19 protein-coding genes are annotated in these 21,928 nt (G+C 34.4%); 8 read left to right on the forward strand and 11 right to left on the reverse strand.

Features of this window, described 5'->3' with window-relative positions; translation table 11 throughout:
• Nucleotides 1-238: 238 nt before the first annotated feature.
• Nucleotides 239-2,461, forward strand: a complete 2,223-nt coding sequence (locus tag NG806_RS21585) for a polyribonucleotide nucleotidyltransferase (RefSeq protein ID WP_261511297.1) — start codon at nt 239-241, stop codon at nt 2,459-2,461.
• Between the two features lie 97 nt (nt 2,462-2,558).
• Here NG806_RS21585 and NG806_RS21590 read toward each other — a convergent pair whose 3' ends face one another.
• The 8 genes from NG806_RS21590 to NG806_RS21625 form a co-directional block, all read right to left on the reverse strand.
• A complete protein-coding gene (locus NG806_RS21590; protein ID WP_315941773.1) occupies nt 2,559-3,248 on the reverse strand; it encodes a M1 family aminopeptidase in 690 nt (229 codons plus the stop codon).
• Entirely contained in the window at nt 3,218-5,725 is a 2,508-nt protein-coding gene (locus NG806_RS21595; protein WP_261511298.1) for an aminopeptidase, read from the reverse strand. The genes NG806_RS21590 and NG806_RS21595 overlap by 31 nt, the downstream gene beginning before the upstream one ends.
• 2 nt (nt 5,726-5,727) lie before the next feature.
• On the reverse strand, nt 5,728-6,600 hold the full coding sequence (locus NG806_RS21600; protein ID WP_261511299.1) for an ABC transporter ATP-binding protein: 873 nt from the start codon (nt 6,598-6,600) through the stop codon (nt 5,728-5,730).
• A gap of 174 nt (nt 6,601-6,774) precedes the next feature.
• Entirely contained in the window at nt 6,775-6,978 is a 204-nt protein-coding gene (locus NG806_RS21605; protein WP_040995723.1) for a helix-turn-helix domain-containing protein, read from the reverse strand.
• Nucleotide 6,979: 1 nt separating this feature from the next.
• Nucleotides 6,980-7,495 carry a DUF2975 domain-containing protein gene (locus NG806_RS21610; protein WP_214826543.1) on the reverse strand — a complete coding sequence of 172 codons (516 nt, stop codon included), beginning with the start codon at nt 7,493-7,495 and terminating at the stop codon, nt 6,980-6,982.
• Between the two features lie 243 nt (nt 7,496-7,738).
• Nucleotides 7,739-8,938 (reverse strand): hypothetical protein, encoded by a 1,200-nt coding sequence (locus NG806_RS21615; protein WP_214826540.1) that lies wholly within the window; start codon nt 8,936-8,938, stop codon nt 7,739-7,741.
• A gap of 124 nt (nt 8,939-9,062) precedes the next feature.
• Nucleotides 9,063-10,121: a nucleotidyltransferase domain-containing protein gene (locus NG806_RS21620; protein ID WP_261511300.1), complete on the reverse strand. Its 1,059-nt coding sequence runs from the start codon at nt 10,119-10,121 to the stop codon at nt 9,063-9,065.
• A 75-nt stretch (nt 10,122-10,196) separates the two neighbouring features.
• Nucleotides 10,197-10,946, reverse strand: coding sequence for a nucleotidyltransferase domain-containing protein (locus NG806_RS21625; protein ID WP_261511301.1), 750 nt, complete (start codon nt 10,944-10,946; stop codon nt 10,197-10,199).
• A 198-nt stretch (nt 10,947-11,144) separates the two neighbouring features.
• Here NG806_RS21625 and NG806_RS21630 point away from each other — a divergent pair, with 198 nt between their 5' ends.
• Nucleotides 11,145-12,176 (forward strand): helix-turn-helix domain-containing protein, encoded by a 1,032-nt coding sequence (locus NG806_RS21630; RefSeq protein WP_261511302.1) that lies wholly within the window; start codon nt 11,145-11,147, stop codon nt 12,174-12,176.
• A gap of 114 nt (nt 12,177-12,290) precedes the next feature.
• Nucleotides 12,291-13,949 carry a serine hydrolase domain-containing protein gene (locus NG806_RS21635; RefSeq protein WP_261511303.1) on the forward strand — a complete coding sequence of 553 codons (1,659 nt, stop codon included), beginning with the start codon at nt 12,291-12,293 and terminating at the stop codon, nt 13,947-13,949.
• Between the two features lie 219 nt (nt 13,950-14,168).
• Here NG806_RS21635 and NG806_RS21640 read toward each other — a convergent pair whose 3' ends face one another.
• Nucleotides 14,169-15,551: an RtcB family protein gene (locus NG806_RS21640; RefSeq protein ID WP_261511304.1), complete on the reverse strand. Its 1,383-nt coding sequence runs from the start codon at nt 15,549-15,551 to the stop codon at nt 14,169-14,171.
• A gap of 112 nt (nt 15,552-15,663) precedes the next feature.
• Between NG806_RS21640 and NG806_RS21645 the strand changes: the two genes are divergently transcribed.
• The 3 genes from NG806_RS21645 (at nt 15,664) to NG806_RS21655 (ending at nt 17,291) form a co-directional block, all read left to right on the forward strand.
• Nucleotides 15,664-15,996, forward strand: coding sequence for a HopJ type III effector protein (locus tag NG806_RS21645; RefSeq protein ID WP_261511305.1), 333 nt, complete (start codon nt 15,664-15,666; stop codon nt 15,994-15,996).
• A gap of 104 nt (nt 15,997-16,100) precedes the next feature.
• The gene (locus tag NG806_RS21650) at nt 16,101-17,114 is read left to right on the forward strand and encodes a helix-turn-helix transcriptional regulator (RefSeq protein WP_214826520.1); all 1,014 of its coding nucleotides are present in this window, start codon (nt 16,101-16,103) and stop codon (nt 17,112-17,114) included.
• A gap of 48 nt (nt 17,115-17,162) precedes the next feature.
• Entirely contained in the window at nt 17,163-17,291 is a 129-nt protein-coding gene (locus tag NG806_RS21655) for a hypothetical protein (RefSeq protein ID WP_261511306.1), read from the forward strand.
• A 52-nt stretch (nt 17,292-17,343) separates the two neighbouring features.
• On the opposite strand, the gene NG806_RS21660 is transcribed toward NG806_RS21655, so the two are convergent.
• Nucleotides 17,344-18,528: a DUF1501 domain-containing protein gene (locus NG806_RS21660; protein WP_261511307.1), complete on the reverse strand. Its 1,185-nt coding sequence runs from the start codon at nt 18,526-18,528 to the stop codon at nt 17,344-17,346.
• 19 nt (nt 18,529-18,547) lie between these two features.
• A complete protein-coding gene (locus NG806_RS21665) occupies nt 18,548-19,927 on the reverse strand; it encodes a DUF1800 domain-containing protein (protein WP_261511308.1) in 1,380 nt (459 codons plus the stop codon).
• Nucleotides 19,928-20,162: 235 nt separating this feature from the next.
• Between NG806_RS21665 and NG806_RS21670 the strand changes: the two genes are divergently transcribed.
• Both NG806_RS21670 and NG806_RS21675 read left to right on the forward strand, forming a co-directional pair.
• Nucleotides 20,163-20,726: a transporter gene (locus tag NG806_RS21670; protein ID WP_214826511.1), complete on the forward strand. Its 564-nt coding sequence runs from the start codon at nt 20,163-20,165 to the stop codon at nt 20,724-20,726.
• Nucleotides 20,727-20,841: 115 nt separating this feature from the next.
• Nucleotides 20,842-21,888, forward strand: coding sequence for a glucokinase (locus NG806_RS21675; protein ID WP_214826508.1), 1,047 nt, complete (start codon nt 20,842-20,844; stop codon nt 21,886-21,888).
• The last annotated feature ends 40 nt before the right edge of the window (nt 21,889-21,928 follow it).

The following is a 21,928-nucleotide window of genomic DNA, read 5'->3' on the forward strand; positions in this document are numbered from 1 at the left end:
GAGTTAACTTTAATAGATATACTTTTGAATTGCTCAATATGATAAGCTTCACAGTTTGAAATGGGCAGTGACTTTTAAAAATCTGACTAAGTTGTTGCTAGATAGTTATTTAATGACTGGATCTCTTTTCTTTTTTATGCTGGCAGTTACCGAGAAAATAGCTTATATTTGCAAACGAAATTTTAGACGAATTTATATCAATCACACTCAATACGGAGTGTTTAAACAAAAATTATTTATGAGTATACCTCAAGCGTTTACAGAAACGATTACTCTTGCAGACGGCAGAGAAATCACAATTGAAACAGGTAAATTAGCAAAACAGGCTGATGGTTCTGTAGTAGTAAAAATGGGTGGAACAATGCTTTTAGCAACTGTTGTAGCCAATAAAGAAGCTAATCCTGGAGTAGATTTCTTGCCATTAACAGTAGATTACAGAGAAAAATTCTATGCAGGAGGAAAGATTCCTGGAAACTTTTTCCGTAGAGAAGCAAGACCTTCAGATCAGGAAATTTTAACAATGCGTTTGGTGGACAGAGTTCTTCGTCCGCTTTTCCCTGAGGATTTTCATGCTGAAGTTCAGGTTATGATTTCCCTTATTTCTTATGATGGAAAATCTATTCCTGATGATTTAGCAGGTTTAGCTGCTTCTGCTGCAATTGCTATTACTGATATTCCTTTTAACGGACCAATGTCAGAAGTTAGAGTAGTAAGATTTGACGGAAAACTTTCTGTTAATCCAAGTTATGAAGATCTTAAGAACTCTGAGCTTGATATTATGGTTGGAGCTACTAAAGATTCAATTGTAATGGTAGAAGGAGAGATGAAGGAGATCTCTGAGCAGGAAATGCTGGAAGCGATCATCTTTGGACATGCCGAAATTAAAAAGCAGATTGAAGCTCAGGAAAGATTAGCTGAAAAAGTTGGTAAATCTTTACCTAAAAGAGAATATAACCACGAAAATCACGATGAAGCAATCCGTGAAAAAGTGTGGAAAGAAACTTACGATAAAGTTTATGAAGTTGCAAGAACTCCATCTGGTAAAGAAGAGAGAGGAGAAAAATTCAAAGCGCTTCGTGAAGAGTTTTTAGCTCAATATGTTGATAATGCTGAAGAATTAGAAAGAGTAACACCTTTCGTAAAAGTATATTATCATGATGTAGAGAAAGAAGCAATGCGTCAGATGATCTTAGAAGACAATATCCGTCTTGATGGTCGTGATCCTAAGACGATCCGTCCTATCTGGTCAGAAATTGATTACCTTCCGGGAGCTCATGGTTCAGCAGTTTTCACAAGAGGTGAAACTCAGTCTTTAACAGCTGTAACTTTAGGATCTGTAAAAGATGCTAATATGGTAGACAGCGTTATGGCAAACTATGATGAGAAATTCTTCTTACATTATAACTTCCCTCCATTCTCAACTGGTGAAGCAAGACCTTTAAGAGGAACTTCAAGAAGAGAAGTTGGACATGGAAACTTAGCTCAGAGAGCTTTACAGGCGGTTATTCCTGCTGAAAATCCATATACGATCAGAATTGTTTCTGATATTTTAGAATCTAACGGTTCTTCTTCTATGGCAACAGTTTGTGCTGGAACATTAGCATTAATGGATGCTGGGGTACAGATTACAAAACCAGTTTCTGGTATTGCAATGGGTCTTATTACAGATACAAAATCTGGAAAATTCACCGTACTTTCTGATATCTTAGGAGATGAAGATCACTTAGGAGATATGGACTTTAAAGTAACAGGAACTGCAGATGGTATCACAGCTTGTCAGATGGATATCAAAATCCAGGGACTTTCTATGGATATCATGGAGCAGGCTTTAATGCAAGCTAAAGACGGAAGATTACACATCTTAAATAAAATTACAGAAACTATTGCAGCACCAAGACCAGATGTGAAACCTCATGCTCCGAAAATGGTAGTGTTAGAAATTTCTAAAGACTTTATTGGTGCGGTAATCGGACCTGGTGGAAAAATCATTCAGCAGTTACAGAAAGATACAGATACAGTTATTGCGATTGAAGAAGTTGGTGAAATCGGACGTATTGAAATTGCAGGAACAGACAGAGAGAAGATCAATGCTGCTATTGCAAGAATCAACGAAATTACTTTCGTACCTGTAGTAGGTGAAGTATATAAAGGAAAAGTAGTGAAAGTAATGGATTTTGGAGCTTTCGTAGCAATTGCGAAAGGTACTGAAGGTTTACTTCACATTTCTGAGATCGAATGGTCTCGTTTGGATAAAGTTCCTTATGCAGAAGGTGATGAAGTGGAAGTGAAATTTATGGGTTATGATGACCGTAAGAAAATGAAGTTGTCTCGTAAAGTTTTGTTGCCAAGACCTCCAAGACCGGAGCAGAAGCCAAGACAGGAACAACAAGCAAGACCTGAAGGTGACAGACCTTCAGCTCAAGCTCCAACAGAAAATCAAAATCCTTCTTCTGAAGCATAAAATTTTAGTCTTACTAATATATAAAATCCCTCTTTATGAGGGATTTTTTTGGAATAGAACTATTTCTTTTAATAGCTTTTCATAATGACTATACTTGCTATATCATTTTAAATAATCTATCGATTTCTTTTTTAGTAGAGTCATTTGGGCTCACTTTGTAAAATTCCTTAAGTAAATCTAAACTTGTGGGCTTTTTCGGATATTGATTATTTAAAAGGAAGTTTTTCAAGGCCATATTTACCTTTTCTTCTCCAAGCAGTTCACTTAGTTTTACCATTGCGACGGCCCCTTTCGAATAGGCAATATGTGGGTTATCTCCTGATACCCTGTAAATAGGTTGGTTTTCGGATAAACCTTTTTCATTATCATAGATCTGCTGATGCATTTTTATTCGATCCATCATTTTTTCTTTTCCATGCATTTTTTTATAAAGCATCATTTCAGTGTACATGGCAACCGTCTCTGTTAGCATTACTGAGCCTTCTCTGTCGTCAGGATCGATCTGGCTATTTCCCCACCAGAGATGGGAAAGTTCATGACCCGCCAGTTCATTGATAACATCCTGTTCTTTATCTGCATGAATATTAGCATGAAAAACCATGTCTTCGGGCATAAAGATCGCTGAAGGATAAGCAGTAGCAGCAAAGCCTTTAGTAAAAGAGGAAATTTCCGTAAAATTAATTGATTTAAAAGGATATTTTCCAAAATTCCTGATACAGTAATCTAAGGTGATTTTGGCATTTTCAATAAGATGATCTACGTTTTCAATATGTTTTGATGGTAGTATAGATTGATAGCAATTCCTTTATAGTTAGTACCTTTATGCATATAGCTTGCTGAAGAAACGGCAAATCGGAATGGGATACTATTGACCTTATACTGAAAATAATTTCTATTGCCATTTGTCCATTGTTTTATTAAATCTCCAGTTCCGATCGCTGTTTGATCCTTCTCTGTTGAAACAGTCATATTTAAATTAATAAAATCCTTTTTAAATACTTCCTGAGCTTCAAGTCTTTTGAGCTTTGAAGCTTTTCCCAATTTGAAGTCTTTTCTTCTTTTTTCATCCTCAATTTCATAACTTTTCTGATAGCCAATACTTGGATAATATCGGCTTATTCTCATAAAAGAACCATTTTCAATAATAGCATTAAAAGATTCATGGCCGTTTACAGCGACCCATTGATAGGATAATCTGAAATTTAAAGTTGCTGTCTCATTAGGTTGTAAAGATCGTTTTAAATGAATTTCTGTCACTTCCGCACTCATTTTCTTTGATTCGAAAGAGGTTGCAAAAACGGCTGATTGTATCTTTAAATTTGGATTAAAATTAATTAAAACCTTTTCCATCATTTTATCCGTATCATTGATAAGTGTATACTTTCCTTCAATTATATAAGAGTTTTCTGAAGGATGCAGCATAATTTCCGTAACAACATCCGTTATCGTAGGTTGAGGCAGATTTTCGTAAACTCTGAATTTTTTTTCATAATGAACCGCTTTTATAATCGTTTCTTCATCATCATGAGGAATAAAACCCCTCATAAAAAGAGATCCGCTGATCATTCCTGTGACTAACATGATGAAAGCGAAAATTGTTTTTTTAATCGTCCATTTTTTAGTTTTAATTAATGGAAGGATTATCCATAAAAATATGATCAAACCCGCTCCAAATAAGAGTCTCCCGGCAAAAGAGTTCTCATAGATCCCATAACCGTTGAAATCACTGTATACACCTTTGAAATCAGAAAATATTCTTAACAAAGGATAAGTGATGACTTTTTTTGATATTGGGCCGGTCAATAGGAAAACAGCCAAAACAGAAATTCCCAATGCTACAAACCTGTTTTTAATACTGTCATTGATGAGTAATAAAAAACCGGAAAAAAGAATTAATGGTAAAGTATTAAAAAGGATAGTACCAAGATATGCACTCCAATCAATATGAAAATAACGGTATCCCAACTGAAAGATCAATCCTTCAATAATATGGATCCCCGTGAAAAAGAAGATCAGAATACTTGCTGAAAGGAAATGTCCACCCAATTTATTACTTGAAAAATATGTGCTTTTTTCAATCATGTAAAATCCTGAAGACTGACTTCTCCAATAAAGATCGTTAATGAAATAGGTCATAATCAATAGACCTATAAAATGAAAATTTTCAGAAATAGTTGTTGCCATCAATCCCGAACTGGCATATTTTTGTGGCAGTCGGATTCCCTTTTCGATTTCAGCATACATTTCCATACCTACAGCAAATAGTAACAGGATAGAAATAGCTATGATGGTAATACTCTTAAAAAGGTAGATCAAATCAATTTTCGCAAATGATAAAACAGATTTAAAAGAGGTTATACTTCCGAAGTCTGATTGTGTAATATGATAATCTGATATAATCGTTTTAAGGGAAGCAAAGGATTCATTTTTCTTTTTGGATTTTTTGTTTGAAAGACCTCTAAAAGAAAAGAATCGATAGGAGAGTACTAGGAATAATATGGACAGGATGATGAAAATAGATCTGTTGATCAAAAGATATCCTGAGAATGGGACGACCAATTTGTTTTTCTGATGAATTGTATATTCTTTAGCATCAAAAAAGTAAGATGATATACCAAACGGATCAAGTAAAGCCGACAGTTGTTGTGCTTTTTCTGATTGGGGCAGACTTCCTGCCATAAAAGGGGAATTAGAAAATAGCAGGACTACCATATACAGAACATAAAGCAGTAAACCACCGACTACGACCAAAAGTTTTCTTTTAGTAGAAAAGGATATGAGGAATAAAAGACTACAGACTAAAAAACAATTGATAAAACCTAAAATAAATAGAGGATATATATAATACCAAAGATTAAAATAAGGCTGTATTTCTGTTCCTGTTCTTATATTTTGACCGATTATAAAGCCTGATATCAATAATACAAAACTGAGAAAAGTCTGTAGAAAATAGGATATAAATTTTCCTGTCAGGTAAGTCCATTTTGAGAATGGGAAAGAAAAAAGGATACTATCAAATTTTGAATCCCAGTCTTTAAAAAGCTGTTGGTTCGCGTAAATGATTGCCAAAAAAAGTATGGAAAGACTTAACATCCCAATCATAAAACCTATTGTATATGGTGAATTGAGATAAATCCCTTCCCCAACACTAAGATTGAACTGATTTCCACAAAAGACACCAAGCATTACGAGGGTTATGGCAACAAGATAACTTAGCCAATGCTTACTGCTGCGCTTGGCTTCGAATAAAAATAATGGATTCATGATTAAGGTTTTTGTCTGAGAGTATGGAAGTAAACGTGCTCCAATAAGGGAGAAACAGAGTTAAAGCCATTTGGCTGCTCTTCGGAAAATGTCGTGATATACAATTCCCTTTCAATCAGCTGCTGACTGATGATATGGTGGCTCAGCTGATAGGTTTCCCATTCATTTTTATCAATAGGTTTTGACCAGATTCTGTTTTCGAGTTCAGAAATAAGATCATTGGGTTTTCCTTTTCGGAGAACCTGACCCTTATCCATAATAGCCATTTCAGAACATAAATTTCTGACATCTTCTACAAGATGAGTAGAAAGGATCACGATAACCTCTTTACTGATGTCGTTTAATAAAGAATTAAAACGGTTACGCTCTTCCGGATCTAAGCCTGCTGTTGGCTCATCAACGATAATGATCTTAGGATTTCCCAGTAAGGCCTGAGCAACTCCAAAACGCTGTTTCATACCGCCGGAAAAAGTATGGACTTCTTTATTTCTGAAATCAGATAAATTAACTTTTTCCAATAAATTAAAGACCTGATCCTTACGCTCAGAATGCTCTTTAATCCCCTTTAGAATAGCTATATGATTCAATAGATCATAAGCTGAAATTTTTGGATAGACTCCAAAATCCTGTGGTAAAAATCCTAGATTCTGTTTTATGCAATCAGGGTTTTTAGAAATGTCGTTTCCATTAAAAAGGATATTTCCGGAACTGGGCTTCTGCAGACCGACAATTGTTTTCATTAAAGAAGATTTTCCGGCTCCATTCGGGCCAAGCAAACCGAACATGCCGTTTCCGATCTCCAATGAAATGTCTTTAATTGCCTGAGAGCCATTTTTATAGGTCAGGCTGAGATGGTTGATAGATAATGTGTTCATAATCTTGAGTTTGGGTAATAAAATAGCTGGCAATGTTTCCATTGCTTTTTGAAAATGATATGTGGTTGTGATTAGTTGATGATGATGTAGGAGGGATTTATGATTTTTAGAATAAAGAATAAAGAGAAATAAAACTTTAGAGGTTCAATTTTAAACTTTTATTCCAGATCCTTACTACTCTCTATACTCGAGAATATCTCCGGGTTGGCATTCCAGGATTTTGCATATTGCTTCCAGCGTATCGAAACGGACACCTTTGGCTTTTCCTGTTTTTAGAATAGATAAATTAACAGGTGTAATTCCTAATTTTTCTGCCAATTCTTTACTCTGCATTTTTCGTTTGGCAAGCATCACATCTAAGTTGACTATAATCGGCATATTATATAAATAGGTCTTGTTCGTTTTGCAAATGTAGTCCTTGCTTGAAGATATTAGCAAGAAACAGACAGAAAATTCCTAACATGAAATGGATAAAAACCAGTCCCCATATCATACTTTCCACTTCCACGAAAAAACTTGCTATAATCACAATAGGCAAAGGAAGGAAAATATTGTATATGTAAAATCTTTTAAGCTGTATGATATTTTTTTCGTTGAATAGCTTTGGTTGAAAAAAAACTTTAAAAACTCTCGCCGAAAACCAGAAGAAAATACCATATGTAATTAAAACTGTCATAAATGAAAATAAAATGTAAGGATAATTATTCTCAATATTGAGAAAAGGCTGATCCGTAAAAGGAAAATTGATATGAAGAAATTTGTTTTCCTTGTATGGAGTAGTAGCAAAGCCTGTAATAAGACAGAAAACAGAATATACTGCCGTCAACATATAACCTGCTGACAATACAAGGCAGAGATAGTAAAGAATCCTTGAAATAATTTTAGTCTGGTTCATAGCACGATTAATATTAATAATGCAAATGTATAATTAATTATCGTAAAACAATAATTAATTTACTTTTTATTTTTTGCTAAAAAGATAAAAGCGAAAAAACCTCCGAGAAATAGGAGGTTTTTTCTAATTACTACAAATTAAAACGAACAACTTTTTATAAAGTTATTTTTGCGGTTGATGAATTTGGATTATCCTTTCCAAACAATATCTTTATAACATCTCAACATGTCAATTTAGCATTACTTAAGTGATCATTTTCTGTGCAGTTACTTTAGGGATTATAATTAAATAATCATAGCCACCCAGTAAATTTTTAAGAGTACCTGATTTAACAGAAGTATTTTGTTTCTTTATCTCTTCGTTAATTTTAGTGAGGTCAAATAAGAGCCATTGATTTTCCTTATTGACCAATCGATAAAAGGGTCTTAAGAATAAAACATATTCAGCGTCATTGCTTTCCGAAAGAAAAGAGCCGGTTTTACCAGATTTTTGTATAATAGCGATATGTAAAGATTTTTCCTTTTCTGAATCAGCTAAAGCAGAAGCTAGATTTCCAATATCAGAACTGTTTTGTAATAAGCTTTTATCTTTAGCAGCATGGTTTGCTCCAAACTTAAACAAATTTCTTTTGCCTTTAATTTTATCAAGATTTTCAAGAAAATTCTCTTTCATCGACGAGCTTCTCAAAAAGTTAGATTCTGCTTCTTTTTCTTTATTTTCGAGGATGTATATCTCGTTGCTGGTTTTCAGTTTATTGATAGCACGATATTCGTAGTCTGACAGTTTTAATTTTTGAAGCTCTGCAAGATTCTTACCCAGATCATCAGAAAACAGATAAGGGCGATTGGAACCATCCTTAAGCGGAACCAGGTTTGATTCTTTTTTATATCTATCCCATCGGGTTGTGGATTCTTTTAATAAAGCTTGATATTTTGTTTTTGCTACTTTATTGGTTGTTATTTTAATAAGTTCCTGGAAAATAACTGCATCAGAATTGTAATAAACCTGATCAAGACCTATCACAGTCTTATTGTTTTCGAAAAAATAATCTAATAGATTATGATCTTTATTAAATGAGAAAAAAGAAAATTTATCATTAGAGTTAGGTGCAATAGACTGATGGTCTTTATTTTTTTTACAATCTTTTTTAAGGATATCAATAGTGAACTGATCAGTTTCTGTGATATAATTGTCGAAGTTGATATGATTAGTAAGGTAAGTTGTAAAATCCAGGACTTCATTATTAAGATGATCCTCACCAATTAGAACATATTTATGCTTTGCAATAGTCTGAGTAAGGTTTGTAATTCCTTCACCCGAAAAATGGTTATTCTCGAAATTTATAATTTGATAATGTTGTGACGCAATCTTAGTAACTAAAGAATCCTGTGCCTGGATGGTGAAGCTAAGCAAGAATGCAGTTAAAAAATATACTACTTTCATTATTTTTTTTACAAATTTAGATTACTATCAGCGCCAAAAATTGTAAAAATGTAAAGCATATCTATACACTAAATCTGTCATTGCGATGAATTAATCTCTAAGTCAACTCTTAGTACTTTCAATTTTAACCATACAATCTTTCTCTTATTTCAACCAATATCTTTGTTGTCTTTTCCAGATCCGGTTCTTCAGGAAGTGTAGAAACTGAGTGGTATTGATCAATAGACTTTACCAGATCTTCAGCTTTTTTCATTACCTCATCATAAGACCAGTTTCCAGCTTTAATATCTAATAATTCATCTCGATTTTCAACACGGATATGCATCGATCCAGTTTTAAAAATATGTTCACAAGACTGCAATAAACGGATGGTATGCATCATGTTTTTGCTGTCATAGTTTTGTCCATGATTTTGATTCACGTTATAACGGTCTTCATTTCGTTCTGAGACCCATTTCCAGTATTCTTTATAATCTTTACAATACACAGAGTAGGCATCAAGATTGCAAAAGAGATAGGCAGCGGTTTTTTCTCCTTTAGGAACAGAGGATACTGAAACCTGATTAGCTTCCTCATTCCGGATAATTCCTTTATAACCTAATGTGTGGGTATTATCATAAAATAAAGCAAACATTCCTTTAGTATGATCGATGCTGACCAATCCACATTTCTCCTGAACTTTTTCATTTCTGAAAAGCCATTCTTTCAACGGTACTGAGCGGTGATCTTCAAGAATAAAACAGAAATCGAGAATGGATTTCCTTTCTTGATCTATAGGATTTAGGATTTTCTTATTTAATCCTTTAGCCTTTTTGATCTGTGAGATAGCATATCCTGCAAAGGTGTCTTTGCATAATTTTGACAGGAAGTCTTCGGGTTTTAGAAGATCCATCAGAGGGTGTTTCTCTAAAATACAATCTTCCGGACTGGCCAGAATCTCAAGAATGTTCGGATTGTTTTTTTGCAGTAGCTCTATGAGCCTTCCGATTTCATAGTAGGTAATATCATTAGTCTCATTAGAGATTTGCGGAACATAATTCAGTCCAAAAAAATCTTCTTTCGGAATATAATATATCCCTCGGATATCGGTGTCAGAATTTTCCGTCGCCAATCCGAAAGCACGGCTTCCGGAAATGGCTTCGAAAAGGATTAGTTTTTTATTTTTAAGATCCTGGATCGTCATATTGAATTGTTATTATTACTGAAATTCTATGTTTTTCAAAAGCTTTAATATATTGAAATACTTATCATCTTTTATCTAGTCTGCTAATATTTCCCTAAATACTTTTTCCATCTCAACTTTATCCGCTTTTCTAGCAGATAAACTCTTTGCTCTATCCTCAGTCTCAGTAACTACACTTTCAAGAAATCCGAAAAGTTCCCAATCGTTGGCGTGATAATAAAATTCTCCTTTAGTCGCTTTTAGAGCAACAAGGTTTTCTATTTTAACTCTCGTAAAGTCATCTACTAAAACCAATAGATCACTGAATAAAACCGGAGGTACAGTTCCTTTTTCTAATATCCATTTTCCGGTAAGCGCCGTTCTAAGACAGTAGAAATAACTTTTTAATTTTACCTCATCATGTCTGCAGGCTTCCAGATATTTCTTACTCATACTTAAATAGTGATAAGAAACGGCTACGGGAGAAAAACACGCGTCTGCCAATGGTTTAAATAATTCCACAAATTTCTCGTTTTCCATATAAACGATAGACGAGTAGGACCAGCTTAATAATGCAGCATTGGATTTCAACAAAAGATGAAAAGTCTTTCGAAGGTCCCAACCAGAACCATCTAGATCATCTTCTGTCATAAATTCTATCGTTTCATCTTTATCCCAGGGAGAAAGATACCAGTCTTTTTTATGTCGGTATATAAACCGTATATCATAATCACTGTCCGGAGAGGCAAAACCCCAGGCTCTGCTTCCTGATTCTACGGCAAGAAGTACTTCTATACCACGTTTTTCTTCAACTTCTTTTAGTTTTTCTAATATTCTATCTTTCATTGTTGTTGTTTTATGATACAAATTAATAAATGATTTGCGCGGTCTTTTTGCGCAGTAGATTTTATTTGCGGATTAGAATATTATTGAATAAAAAATTGAATTTGTAAGATTTGCAGTTTTAAATAATTTTAATGCATCAATGAATGTTTTTACCAAGGCGATTACATTTTTTGTAATATTGTAATTTAAACAAGAAATATGACATTAATAGGTGATCTGGGCAAAATTATTGCTTTTTTGTTTTTGCTGCTTGTGATCTTTTTGATAACAGCAAAAAGTAAAAGAAAATTACCTAATTATTTATTTGCTTCATTTCTTCTCGTTTCTTCCATTGATTTATCGGGTCTTTTTTGGTCTCCTTCCAGCACTTTTTTTAGAAGCTTTAAATCTGCCAGTGTCTTATTACAGATGCCTCTGTATTATCTGTATGTAAAATCAGCCTGTTATTATAATTTTAACTTAAACAAAAAACACCTTTTACATGCATTACTATTCTTACTTTCCTTTGTTTTATTTATTTCAACAGACATTTCAAAACAAGGCTATCGGTTATTTGATATGCTATTGACAGTACAATATTACTATTATATTGTTGCCGTATTTCTTGTGCTGAGAACATTTAAGAAACTATACCGGGAAAATTACTCGAGCAATCATCAACAAGTTTATCAATGGTTGTTAAGAACTACAATTTTATTTTTAATAGGTAATTTTTTTGTACTGCTCAGGGGTTTCATTAAGAATAACGACATTCTGTTGTATTTGTATACATTTACAGGTTTCTTTGCATTATTTATGATCAGTTGGTTTGTGTTAAATTGCTTATACAGACCGGATTTATTTGCTGGAATAGATAAAGATTTAGTTCCGGTAAAGAAAGCTCCTGACTTTAAGGAGGAATCAGAACAGTTAAAAGATCTCCTGATTCTGATGGAGATGGAAAAGCCTTACTTAGATGATACGTTAACGTTACAAAAACTAGCAGAGAAAATCAACTTGCCGGAAAAACAACTATCATTGTTGATCAATCAGTCAGTGGGAAAACATTTTTTTGATTTCATTAATGAATTCAGAATTAACAGTGCTAAAACTCTTTTAAAGGAAAATCCACAGCTAACAGTCTTGGAAGTATTGTATCAGGTAGGTTTTAATTCTAAATCTTCATTTTATACAGCATTTAAAAAAGAAACGGGTGTTACCCCTACAGATTACAGAAAATCAATCAGTTAAATACTGTTCGACTTTAAGTCGGACTGATTTTTCTAAACAAAAGAGTCCGATTTTCGGTATCCGGATATTTATTTCAGCGCAAAGTTTCAGATTTGTTTCATTAAAAATTTAAAAATGAAATCACACATTAAACTTGCGTTATGTATTTTCTTTCTAATGGGCTTTGGATTAGGATTATATTCCAGTCAATTCACTCCAAAAAATGAAATCAGAAAAGCCGATTCGCTATTAAATACATATGCTAAGGCGAATGCTCCCGGAATGGCCATAGGGATCATAAAAGATGGGAAAGTAATCTATAAGAAAACATATGGGCAGGCCAATCTGGAGGATCAAATTTCCGTAACAGATTCCACTGCTTTCAATATAGCATCAGTTTCCAAGCAGTTTACAGCGTTGGTTGCACTTATGGCCGTAAAGGAAGGAAAGCTTTCTTTAGATGATGATATCAGAAACTATCTTCCTGAGCTTAGCAGTTTACCTTATAAAATCAGCGTCCGCCAATTGGCGAATCATACCCATGGCTTACCCAATTTTACGGAAATTAATGAATTACAAGGTTTTGGTGATGAGTTCAGACTGACAAATAATGAAGCTGTACAGACCGTTTTAGGAATTAAAAGTATTAACTATACTCCGGGAGAACAGTATCAATATAATAATACAGGTTTCATGCTGCTTGCGGAAATCCTCCGCAGAGTATATAAGAAGGATTTTGCCCAGATACTAAAGGAATTCATTTTTAATCCACTTGGTATGAAGCATAGCGTAGCAATAGATGATCCTGAAAAAATAATCCCAAATAAGGCAGAACCATACCTGCAAAAAGGAAATATATTTTTAAAATTTCCAATCGGACAAATGGTTTATGGAGCATCTAATATTTATATTACTTTAAATGATTTATGTACATGGGCCATCAATTTTCAAAAGCCAACCGTTGGCAGTCGTGAACTTTTTAATACCATGCAGAAAAATACAATATTAAATAATGGAAGTCATATCGAATATGGTTTAGGACTGCAAACAGGAACGTATAAAGGGTTGAATTTAGTTTTTCATGGTGGTGGTACTGCAGGTTATTGCTCTTATATTCTTCATATTCCTTCTCAAAACTTCTCTCTTGTTGTATTAGGAAATAAGAGGGCTTTTGACGGTTTCTTAATTGCCTATCAGCTGATTGATTTATTTCTTGCCAATAAGCTAACTCCAGATATTAGACCACAAAAAACAACATATACACCATCAGAATTAAAGAACTTTGAAGGGGTATATGAACTGAGTCCGGGAAACTATCTTGAAATTTCAGCAGATGGGAAAGATCTTTATGTAGGGACCTATAATCATAAAGGTAAAGAAGTTTTACCAGGAGTAGGGGACGGTAAATTTAATATTACTTCTATTCCTACCGCAAGTCTTACATTTAATGGAGGATTAGTGACCTTTAGAATTGGTGATTTTACATACACCGCAAAAAGAGTAACATTGAATCCGCCTAAAGCAGAGACCATGGATTTGAAACAGTTTGTTGGATTTTACAGAAATGACGAGTTTAATACAACTTATCAACTGGTTATTGAAAATAATAATCTGGTAGCAAAACACCCTATAAATGGCGATATTCCAGTATTTCCTCTAAAACAGATGAGTTTTAATTCGACGCAATCCTATTTTGGACAGCTCGATTTTAAAGTGGGAAAAGAAGGTGATATAAGCGGATTTATGCTGTCGGGTTCCAATCTTGTCAATATAGAATTTAAAAAAATAAACTAACAGTTTTATTGTCTTAAATGATTAATACCCTTGTACTTATAAAGCGCAAGGGTATTTAAAAAAATATACTTGTAATTGATTATAATTAAATTTTTTTGAATTACATAATTTAATCTCTTGCAGGTTTTACAATTGTGGCAGATTAATATTATAAAAAATCTACGTGATCTGCTTAATCTGCGAGAGTAAAATATATTCAATAATCAATCAGGCTTAGTATCAAGCCTTTTTAAATTTCCTTTTCTTTTTCCATGGGGCATTTTTTCCGACATCACCTGCCATGATACATCCGTAAGGCATCACCTCATCCAGTACTTCACATAATCCATATTCCTCGATTTGAGCTCTTACGTTTTTAGCGCTCTTATAGGCGGTAGGTAATTCAGAAATGTCAATTTCATTCGAGAAGAATCGGATATCCAGTCCTTCGGTTTCTTCAGCAAAAACTTCTTCAATGGTTTTATGAGCCAATGATCTTTTATGCTGACTTCTGCTGAAATTTCTTCCTGCTCCGTGAGGGGCAAACCCGAGATTTCTCTCATTGGTTTTTCCCTGAACGATCAGAACGGGTTCTGCCATATTTAGTGGAATCAATCTTGGTCCCGTAATATCAGGCATAAATTTATCATCCAATGGAGTAGCCCCTTTTGCATGGTAGAATAAATCTCCATCCTTGAATACGAAATTATGCTCGTTCCAGAATCTGTTTTCTTTTTCAACTTCCATCTTATTTAAAACAGCATCATGAATAGATGTATGGTTTTCTTTCGTCCATGTTCTGATCAATTGAAGTGCTTCCCAATATGATTTTCCTTCTTCTGTATCATATGGGATCCAGGAATTCTCTTTTAAAGTTTCCGGTGAAATATCCTGTCTGAAACGGTTTGCAACTTTCATTCCTTTATCATACAAAGCAGCACCCGGAGCTCTTGATCCGTGATGGGTTACCAACATTGTATTTCCCGTATTTTTAGAAATTCCAACGAATAAAAAATGATTTCCATCTCCCTGGGTTCCCATATGAGAACGGGCAATACTGATCAGTCTTTCATCATTCAAAAAATAGTTTTCCCTGAACGCATCCATTAGTTCCTGAGACATTGGCATTTGCTCACCTCTTGGTCTTCCACCGTATCCGAAATGTGTTATTGAATGTGCAGCATCCAGTACTTCTTTAGGATTCGCCTTTCCAAAGTCTGTCAACATAACGGAACAACAGATATCTGCGCTATGAAATCCTGGATGGATAGCATTTTTAGCGACAACAACTCCGCCAACGGGAATATGACCTTCCGGACCAGTAGGGCAGGCATCAGGCATTAAAGCTCCATCCACTAATGTTGGTGTTTTCATTAAAACCTGCATTGTTCTGATTACTTTTTCTACATTGTCAAGTTCACTTTCGTTCTCAGCTCTGATGTTAATAATGAAATCTTTTGGAGTTTCATGCAACGGCATCTGATCCGGTTGTTCGAACTGTTCCAGATAAATTTTAATCTCAGATTCATCCAGATTGTTAATGTTGATATATCCGATTGCTTCTTTAAACCATTTTGCTGGTCTATATCCTAATTCTATTAAGTGATTTCCGTTAAATTCCATGTGTTCTCTCATTTTGATAATGCAAAGTAATTACGCAAGTGTGCAATGTTTTTGCGTAGATGATTTTTTTTTGATTATTTTTACATCAATCTTTTTAAAAAATAAATATTGTATGTTATTGGAACAATTAAAGAACTCACCTGAAGAGATTCATTTCAAAGACGTTATTACTTATATCGATGAGAATTATAACTTTACACCAACAAAATTTAAAAACGGAACTACAGCGAATGAAGCAGATCAAAATAATGGATCTTGTAAAGTATTTAGTTTTGCAAAGCTGAATGATCTGTCAAAAAGGGATGTTTTAAATCTTTTTGGAGAATTTTACAGAGAAGATGTTCTTAAAAATCCTGAAGGGGTTGATCATCAGAATATCAGAAACTTTATGGAGTTCGGATGGGACGGGATTGTTTTTGAAGGGGAAGCGTTAAGAAAGAAATAATTCTGGCACAGCGATAGTAAAATACGATGAATGAGATTGCTTCACCTTCGGTTCGCAATGACGATGTAGCATAAGCCAGCCAATACCCACTAAACACAAGAAAAATGTCATCCAATAAAAACGCTCTGATCCGCTATAAGACTCTGGATAAATGCCTTAAGAACAAATACCGCCAATACACATTAGAAGACCTGATCGATGAATGTTCCGAAGCGTTGTTTGAGTTTGAAGGAAAGGAATCCTTTGTAAGCAAACGTACCATACAGCTGGATTTGCAGAATATGCGCAGCGAAAAGTTCGGTTATGAGGCTCCTATTGAAGTTTATGAGAGGAAATATTACCGATACAGTGATCCTGAATACAGCATTCATAATATTTCGGTGAATGAAAGCGATCTGAAAGCAATGAACAATGCCGTTCAGATCTTGAAGCAGTTCAAAGATTTTTCTATGTTTAAAGATATGAATGGGGTGATCCAGAAACTGGAAGATTCAATTCATTCAACCAATCAGAAATCCATTATTCATCTCGATAAAAATGAACGGCTGAAAGGATTGGAACATATTGATATTTTATATGAAAGTATTTTAAACAGGAGGGTATTAAAGATTCTGTATAAAAGCTTTAAAGCAAGGGAATCTGATTATTACATCGTTCATCCGCAGTTACTGAAAGAATATAATAACCGTTGGTTTCTTATCTGTTGGTATAAAAATAAAATGTATAATCTGGCATTAGACAGGATGGAAGAAATCTCTATTGAAGAAGCTGTTACATACATCGATAAGGAGTTTGATTCTGATCGTTATTTTGGAGAAGTGATCGGGGTTACTGTTTCAGATGGGCAACGTCCTCAGAATGTTATTTTTAAAATCAATGCCAAGCACGCTCCGTATGTTAAAACAAAACCTTTTCATCATTCTCAGGAAATTATAAATGAAGATGATAGTGGGACAACATTTAAAATATGTGTGCAGCTTAATTTCGAATTAGAAAGGATGATCCTGGGATTGGGTGAGTTTATTACTGTTTTAAAACCGGAACGGCTTAAGAGAAGAATCCAGGCCAGCCTGAAAGAGGCTTTTCAGAATTATCAGAATCTTAATGAAGGGGTCTGATTTAATAAATGGCGCAAAAATTGTAATTGTTAATCAAAATAAATAAATATGAAATCAAGAATTCTTAAAGCAGTCATTGCTATAGTTGCCCCACTTGTTATCGAGTATATCGTAAAAAAAGTGAGTGAAAAATTAGATAAAAAGGATGAGGCTAAAAAAAAGCAGATTACAGCTTAAGTTAGACATCATTCACTATGATAAAAAGGCTGTCTGTTATGGACGGTCTTTTTTATATAAAATCATAGACACCGTTTTTCCAGCCCAATACTTTTGAAGAATCTGCTTTTAGCCAGTTCCTGAGGATCGTAGCATATACTTTCCTGAAATCTTCAGTATAGATCAGATCACCCTCATTCAGGTTTTGTAAATCGGGAAGGGTATTTAGAAATCCTTTCTTTTTAAGCCCGCCACTGATAAAAAACATTTGATTTGCTGTTCCATGATCGGTTCCATTACTGGCATTCTGAGCAACACGACGTCCGAATTCTGAAAAGGTAATTAGAAGGATGTTGTCAAAGAGCCCGTTCTCCTTCATATCGGCCACAAAAGATTTTACTGCTTCATTGATATCTGTGAATAGCTTTTGTTGCCTTTCATTCTGATTAACATGGGTATCGAAACTTCCTACGGAAAGATAATAGACCTGTGTATTAATGTCTGATTTGATCAGTGATGCTATTGTTTTGAAGTCTTTACCCAATGTTGAATTTGGGTAGGTTTGATCCGTTTGTTTGGATTTGCTTTTTTCAAAAATGTAACTGGCATTATTGATCGTAGAACCTAAGGTCTGATAAAGATAAGAGACAGTTTCATCTTCGTGATGGTGGTCATAAAGTGATTTGAAATATTTTTCCTGACTGGTTTGATAGAGTCTCTTTGGATCTTTGAAAGCAAATGCCTTATTATTTTCGCCTTTTAATGCCAGGCTCAGCATATCATCAACTTCCAGAGCCTGAGTAGGATGTTCACAACGGTAACATTCTTCATCGAGAAAGCGTCCCAACCAACCAGTTTCTAAGAACTCATCACTTTTACTTGCGGACTGCCAGATATCCATGCTTCTGAAATGTGATTTGTCAGGATTCGGATAGCCGACATTGTTCAAAATAGCCAATTCTCCATTGTCGAAAAGATCTTTGAAATAGGAGAGAGCAGGATTGATTCCTGTTTCATCATTTAATCTTAGAGAATTATTGATCGCAATATTTTTTCTTTCCCTGAAGTACACATCATTTTTTATCGGAATAATTGTATTTAATCCGTCATTCCCTCCTGTAAACTGTAGCACGATCAAAATATTTTGACTGGGTTGTAGCGCGTTATCCAACCTCATGGATCTCAGGAAGTTTGGAACTACCAGTGAAGCTGTCGCTAACGAACTTATCTTTAGAAATTCTCTTCTTTTAATTAACATCTTACTGCTTTTAAGGAGGTTACATCAATTGATACTCTGGTGTGGACATCAGATTAATTATATTCATTTTTACACTCTGATCAGAAAAGTTTTTCACAGAACTCATATCCAGGGATTTCGAGTTTTGGAGAAGATAGTCCTCCCCTTTTTTATTCTGAAAAACCTTTTCTACACGATTCCAGTCGATGGTGATATTTGGATTTTTAAACGCTTTATTTAATGCTGTTTCACGGGACTTCATTCCCATATCAATATCATCATCCTGTCGGGGGCTGTATTCTAAAGGTCTTAATCCGGACCAGATCTGAGGGATCTGAAGTCTTAGCATCAGTGTAGAACTGTCGATCCAGGATTTCCCACTCGGCCATCCCGCCACATTGGGTGGATAAAGAAGCATCTGTCCTAATAGTTTTTGATAGACGATGAGGTTTTCAGGAGCTTGAATATTCATAGGTAAAACTCTCATCATTCCTACCATGAGCTCAATAGGGGATTTTATTTTTGTTCCGATATTTTTTGGATCATAAAACCATGAACCTGAAAAAATGTGCTGCAAAAGCTTTTTTATATCGTAACCTGAATGGTAAAAATCCTCACTTAATCGATTGATAATGGTATTGTCAATGTTTTCGTTAACGAAAAATTTATAAATTTTAGTTGTTATGAATTTGGCCGTAGCCTTTTGTTCCAGAATAATATTTAAAATATCATCGCCTGTGAAATTTCCAGTTTTTCCTAAAAACGTTTTGGTTCCTGTATCGTGAAGTCTTTTTCTTTCATTAAAATTTCCATCCTTATCATATCCCCATCCTGTAAAGGCTCTGGCGGCTTCTCTGATATCTTTTTCATTATAATTTCCCCGTCCCATGGTAAATAATTCCATAACCTCGCGGGCGAAGTTTTCATTGGGATGGTCTTTTTTATTCTGTTGATTGTTGAGGAAACTCAACATAGCAGGAGAGCGGCTGACATCAAAAAGCAACTCTTTAAAATTACCCAATGCATTTTTTCTGATACTGTTTAATAACTGTCTGTTGAATTTTGAATTATTAATTCTTGTAGCGAAATGGCCATGCCAGAAAAAAGCCATCTTCTCTCTGAGTTGATCTGGACTGTTGATCATGCTATCAAGGAAATTAAGGTTAAGCTCATTATTCTGCTCTCTGTTGATCTTCTGATTTTCTTTTCTCTTTTCGGCAGGTGTTGGTGAGTTCATATAATCAACAGCAGCTACATCCGGGGTATTATAGGTCAGTTCAGTAAAAGCTTTTTCTTTAAACAATTCATCGATCAAAGTTTTATTTGATAGAGTTTGTATGTCTTCAAACTGGCTAATGCCGGGACCAAAGCCTGCACGCCAAAGTAAGTGCTTGTTATGAAGTATTACAGGAAATGCCATGAATAGATTTGTATTTTGGATATCATAAACTTAAAGAGGTTAAAAATTAGAACGTTTAATACGTTCATAGATTGTTTTTTTAACATTAATTAAACATTTATTTAAATTTTAACAAAAATTAACTATTTGATTTTCATGCGTTTGTGTTTCTTGTAGATGTTAAAACAGTGAAAAAGTGCCTGGTTGGCATGATTTTTACATCATACTGATTAGTAAAATTTAAAGATCAGAAATTATGAAAATGTTTAAACAAGCAGTTTTATTAGCTGGAATTTTAACAGCAGGTATTGCAAGTGCACAAAGCGTACAAATGAATAATATGCTTAAAGTAGGAGCAAATGTTGGATTAGCTGTTCCTTCAGATAATCTTTCCGCTGCTGTAGGGGTGGATGTGGCTTACCAAAATCTGATTACTCCGGGATTCGGATTAGGTATCGCAACTGGTTATTCCCATTATTTTGGAAAAGAAAACAATGGATATAAAAATAATGATGTGGGAGTAATTCCTGTTGCAGCATTAATAAGAATTTATCCAAAACAAACTGGTTTCTATTTTGGAACTGACTTAGGGTATGGTTTCTTGGTAGGTGATGATAAAGTAGCTTCAAATACTTTGGTTGACAGACCAAGTGGAGGTTTTTATATCAAACCTGAAATTGGATACCATAACAAAGACTGGAATTTCTTCGTACAATATCAGAAGGTATTTACAGGAAGTAAAGGCGATTTAGTGAATCAAGACTACAATGTGGGTAACATTGGTGTTGGATTTTCTTACAATATTGCGTTAGGAAAGTAGTTAGATTTATATATAAACAATTATTAGCCAAAACCTTTTCATTTTTTTGAAAAGGTTTTTTACTACCATATACGATTTCCGAAAACTATTATTATATTTGATAAAATTTGTGATTATGAACTTAAATCCAAAATTTCCCCTTTATTTACCGGGTGTAAAAGACAGTAATAATGATGATGTTTCTATCATTGGAGCAAACTTACGTGAAGATATTACTACATTGGGTTATTACATATCTGGCAACGGAGGACTCGATATAAAATTACAAACCAGCTATCCGACAAAAGAGTTTTCCTCTTTTTCGGCGATCCTGAAAAAGTTTATTCAGGAGAATCAGCTGAATAATGTAAAACGTTTAGGAATAGCTGTTCCGGGACCTGTCCTTAACGGGAAAAGTAGTCCTGTAAGATTGGGCTGGAATTTCGATGTTGAAGAATTTAAAAATGAATTCGGTTTCGAAAAAGTTGATATGCTTAACGACCTGGAGGCATCTGCATATGGAATGGGACTTCTAGAGGATAGTGAACTGGACGCAATTTATACAAGCGGGCATCTGGAGAAAGGAAATGTAGCTATTTTAGCACCAGGAAATGGGCTGGGAGAAGCGGGGTATTTCTTTGATGGAAAGTATCTAAGACCATTTGCAACAGAAGGTGGTCATTCTGAATTTTCTCCAAGAACAAATGTTGAAGTGGAGTTTTATCAATTCTTAAATAATATTTATGGAATTGTAAGTTGGGAAAATGTTCTTTCTAAAACAGGATTATTTAATATTTACAGATTCTTAAGAGATGTAAAAAGACACCCTGAACCGGAGTGGCTGGCAGATCGTTTGGCAAATGGAAACTTCTTACAGGAAATTTATAAAGCCGCTGTAGAAGAAGATGTGCTGATCTGTAAAATTGCTTTGGATACATTCCTTGAGTTTCTTGCAAGGGAAGCTAATAACCTTACTTTAAAGGTTAAGGCTACCGGAGGTTTATTGATCTCAGGAGATATTCCTCAGATGCTGATCGACTATATGGATAAAACGAAATTCTATGAGAAGTTTAAGATAAGCGACAAAATGGAGGATATGCTCAGAAATATTCCAATCTACCTTATTAAAAGTAAGCTGACAGGATTACATGGCATAGCGCTTTATACCGCCTACTATGAATAAATAAATATCAACTCCGGAATTTCCGGAGTTTTTTTATGCC

Source organism: Chryseobacterium paludis, assembly GCF_025403485.1.
GTDB lineage: Bacteria > Bacteroidota > Bacteroidia > Flavobacteriales > Weeksellaceae > Chryseobacterium > Chryseobacterium paludis.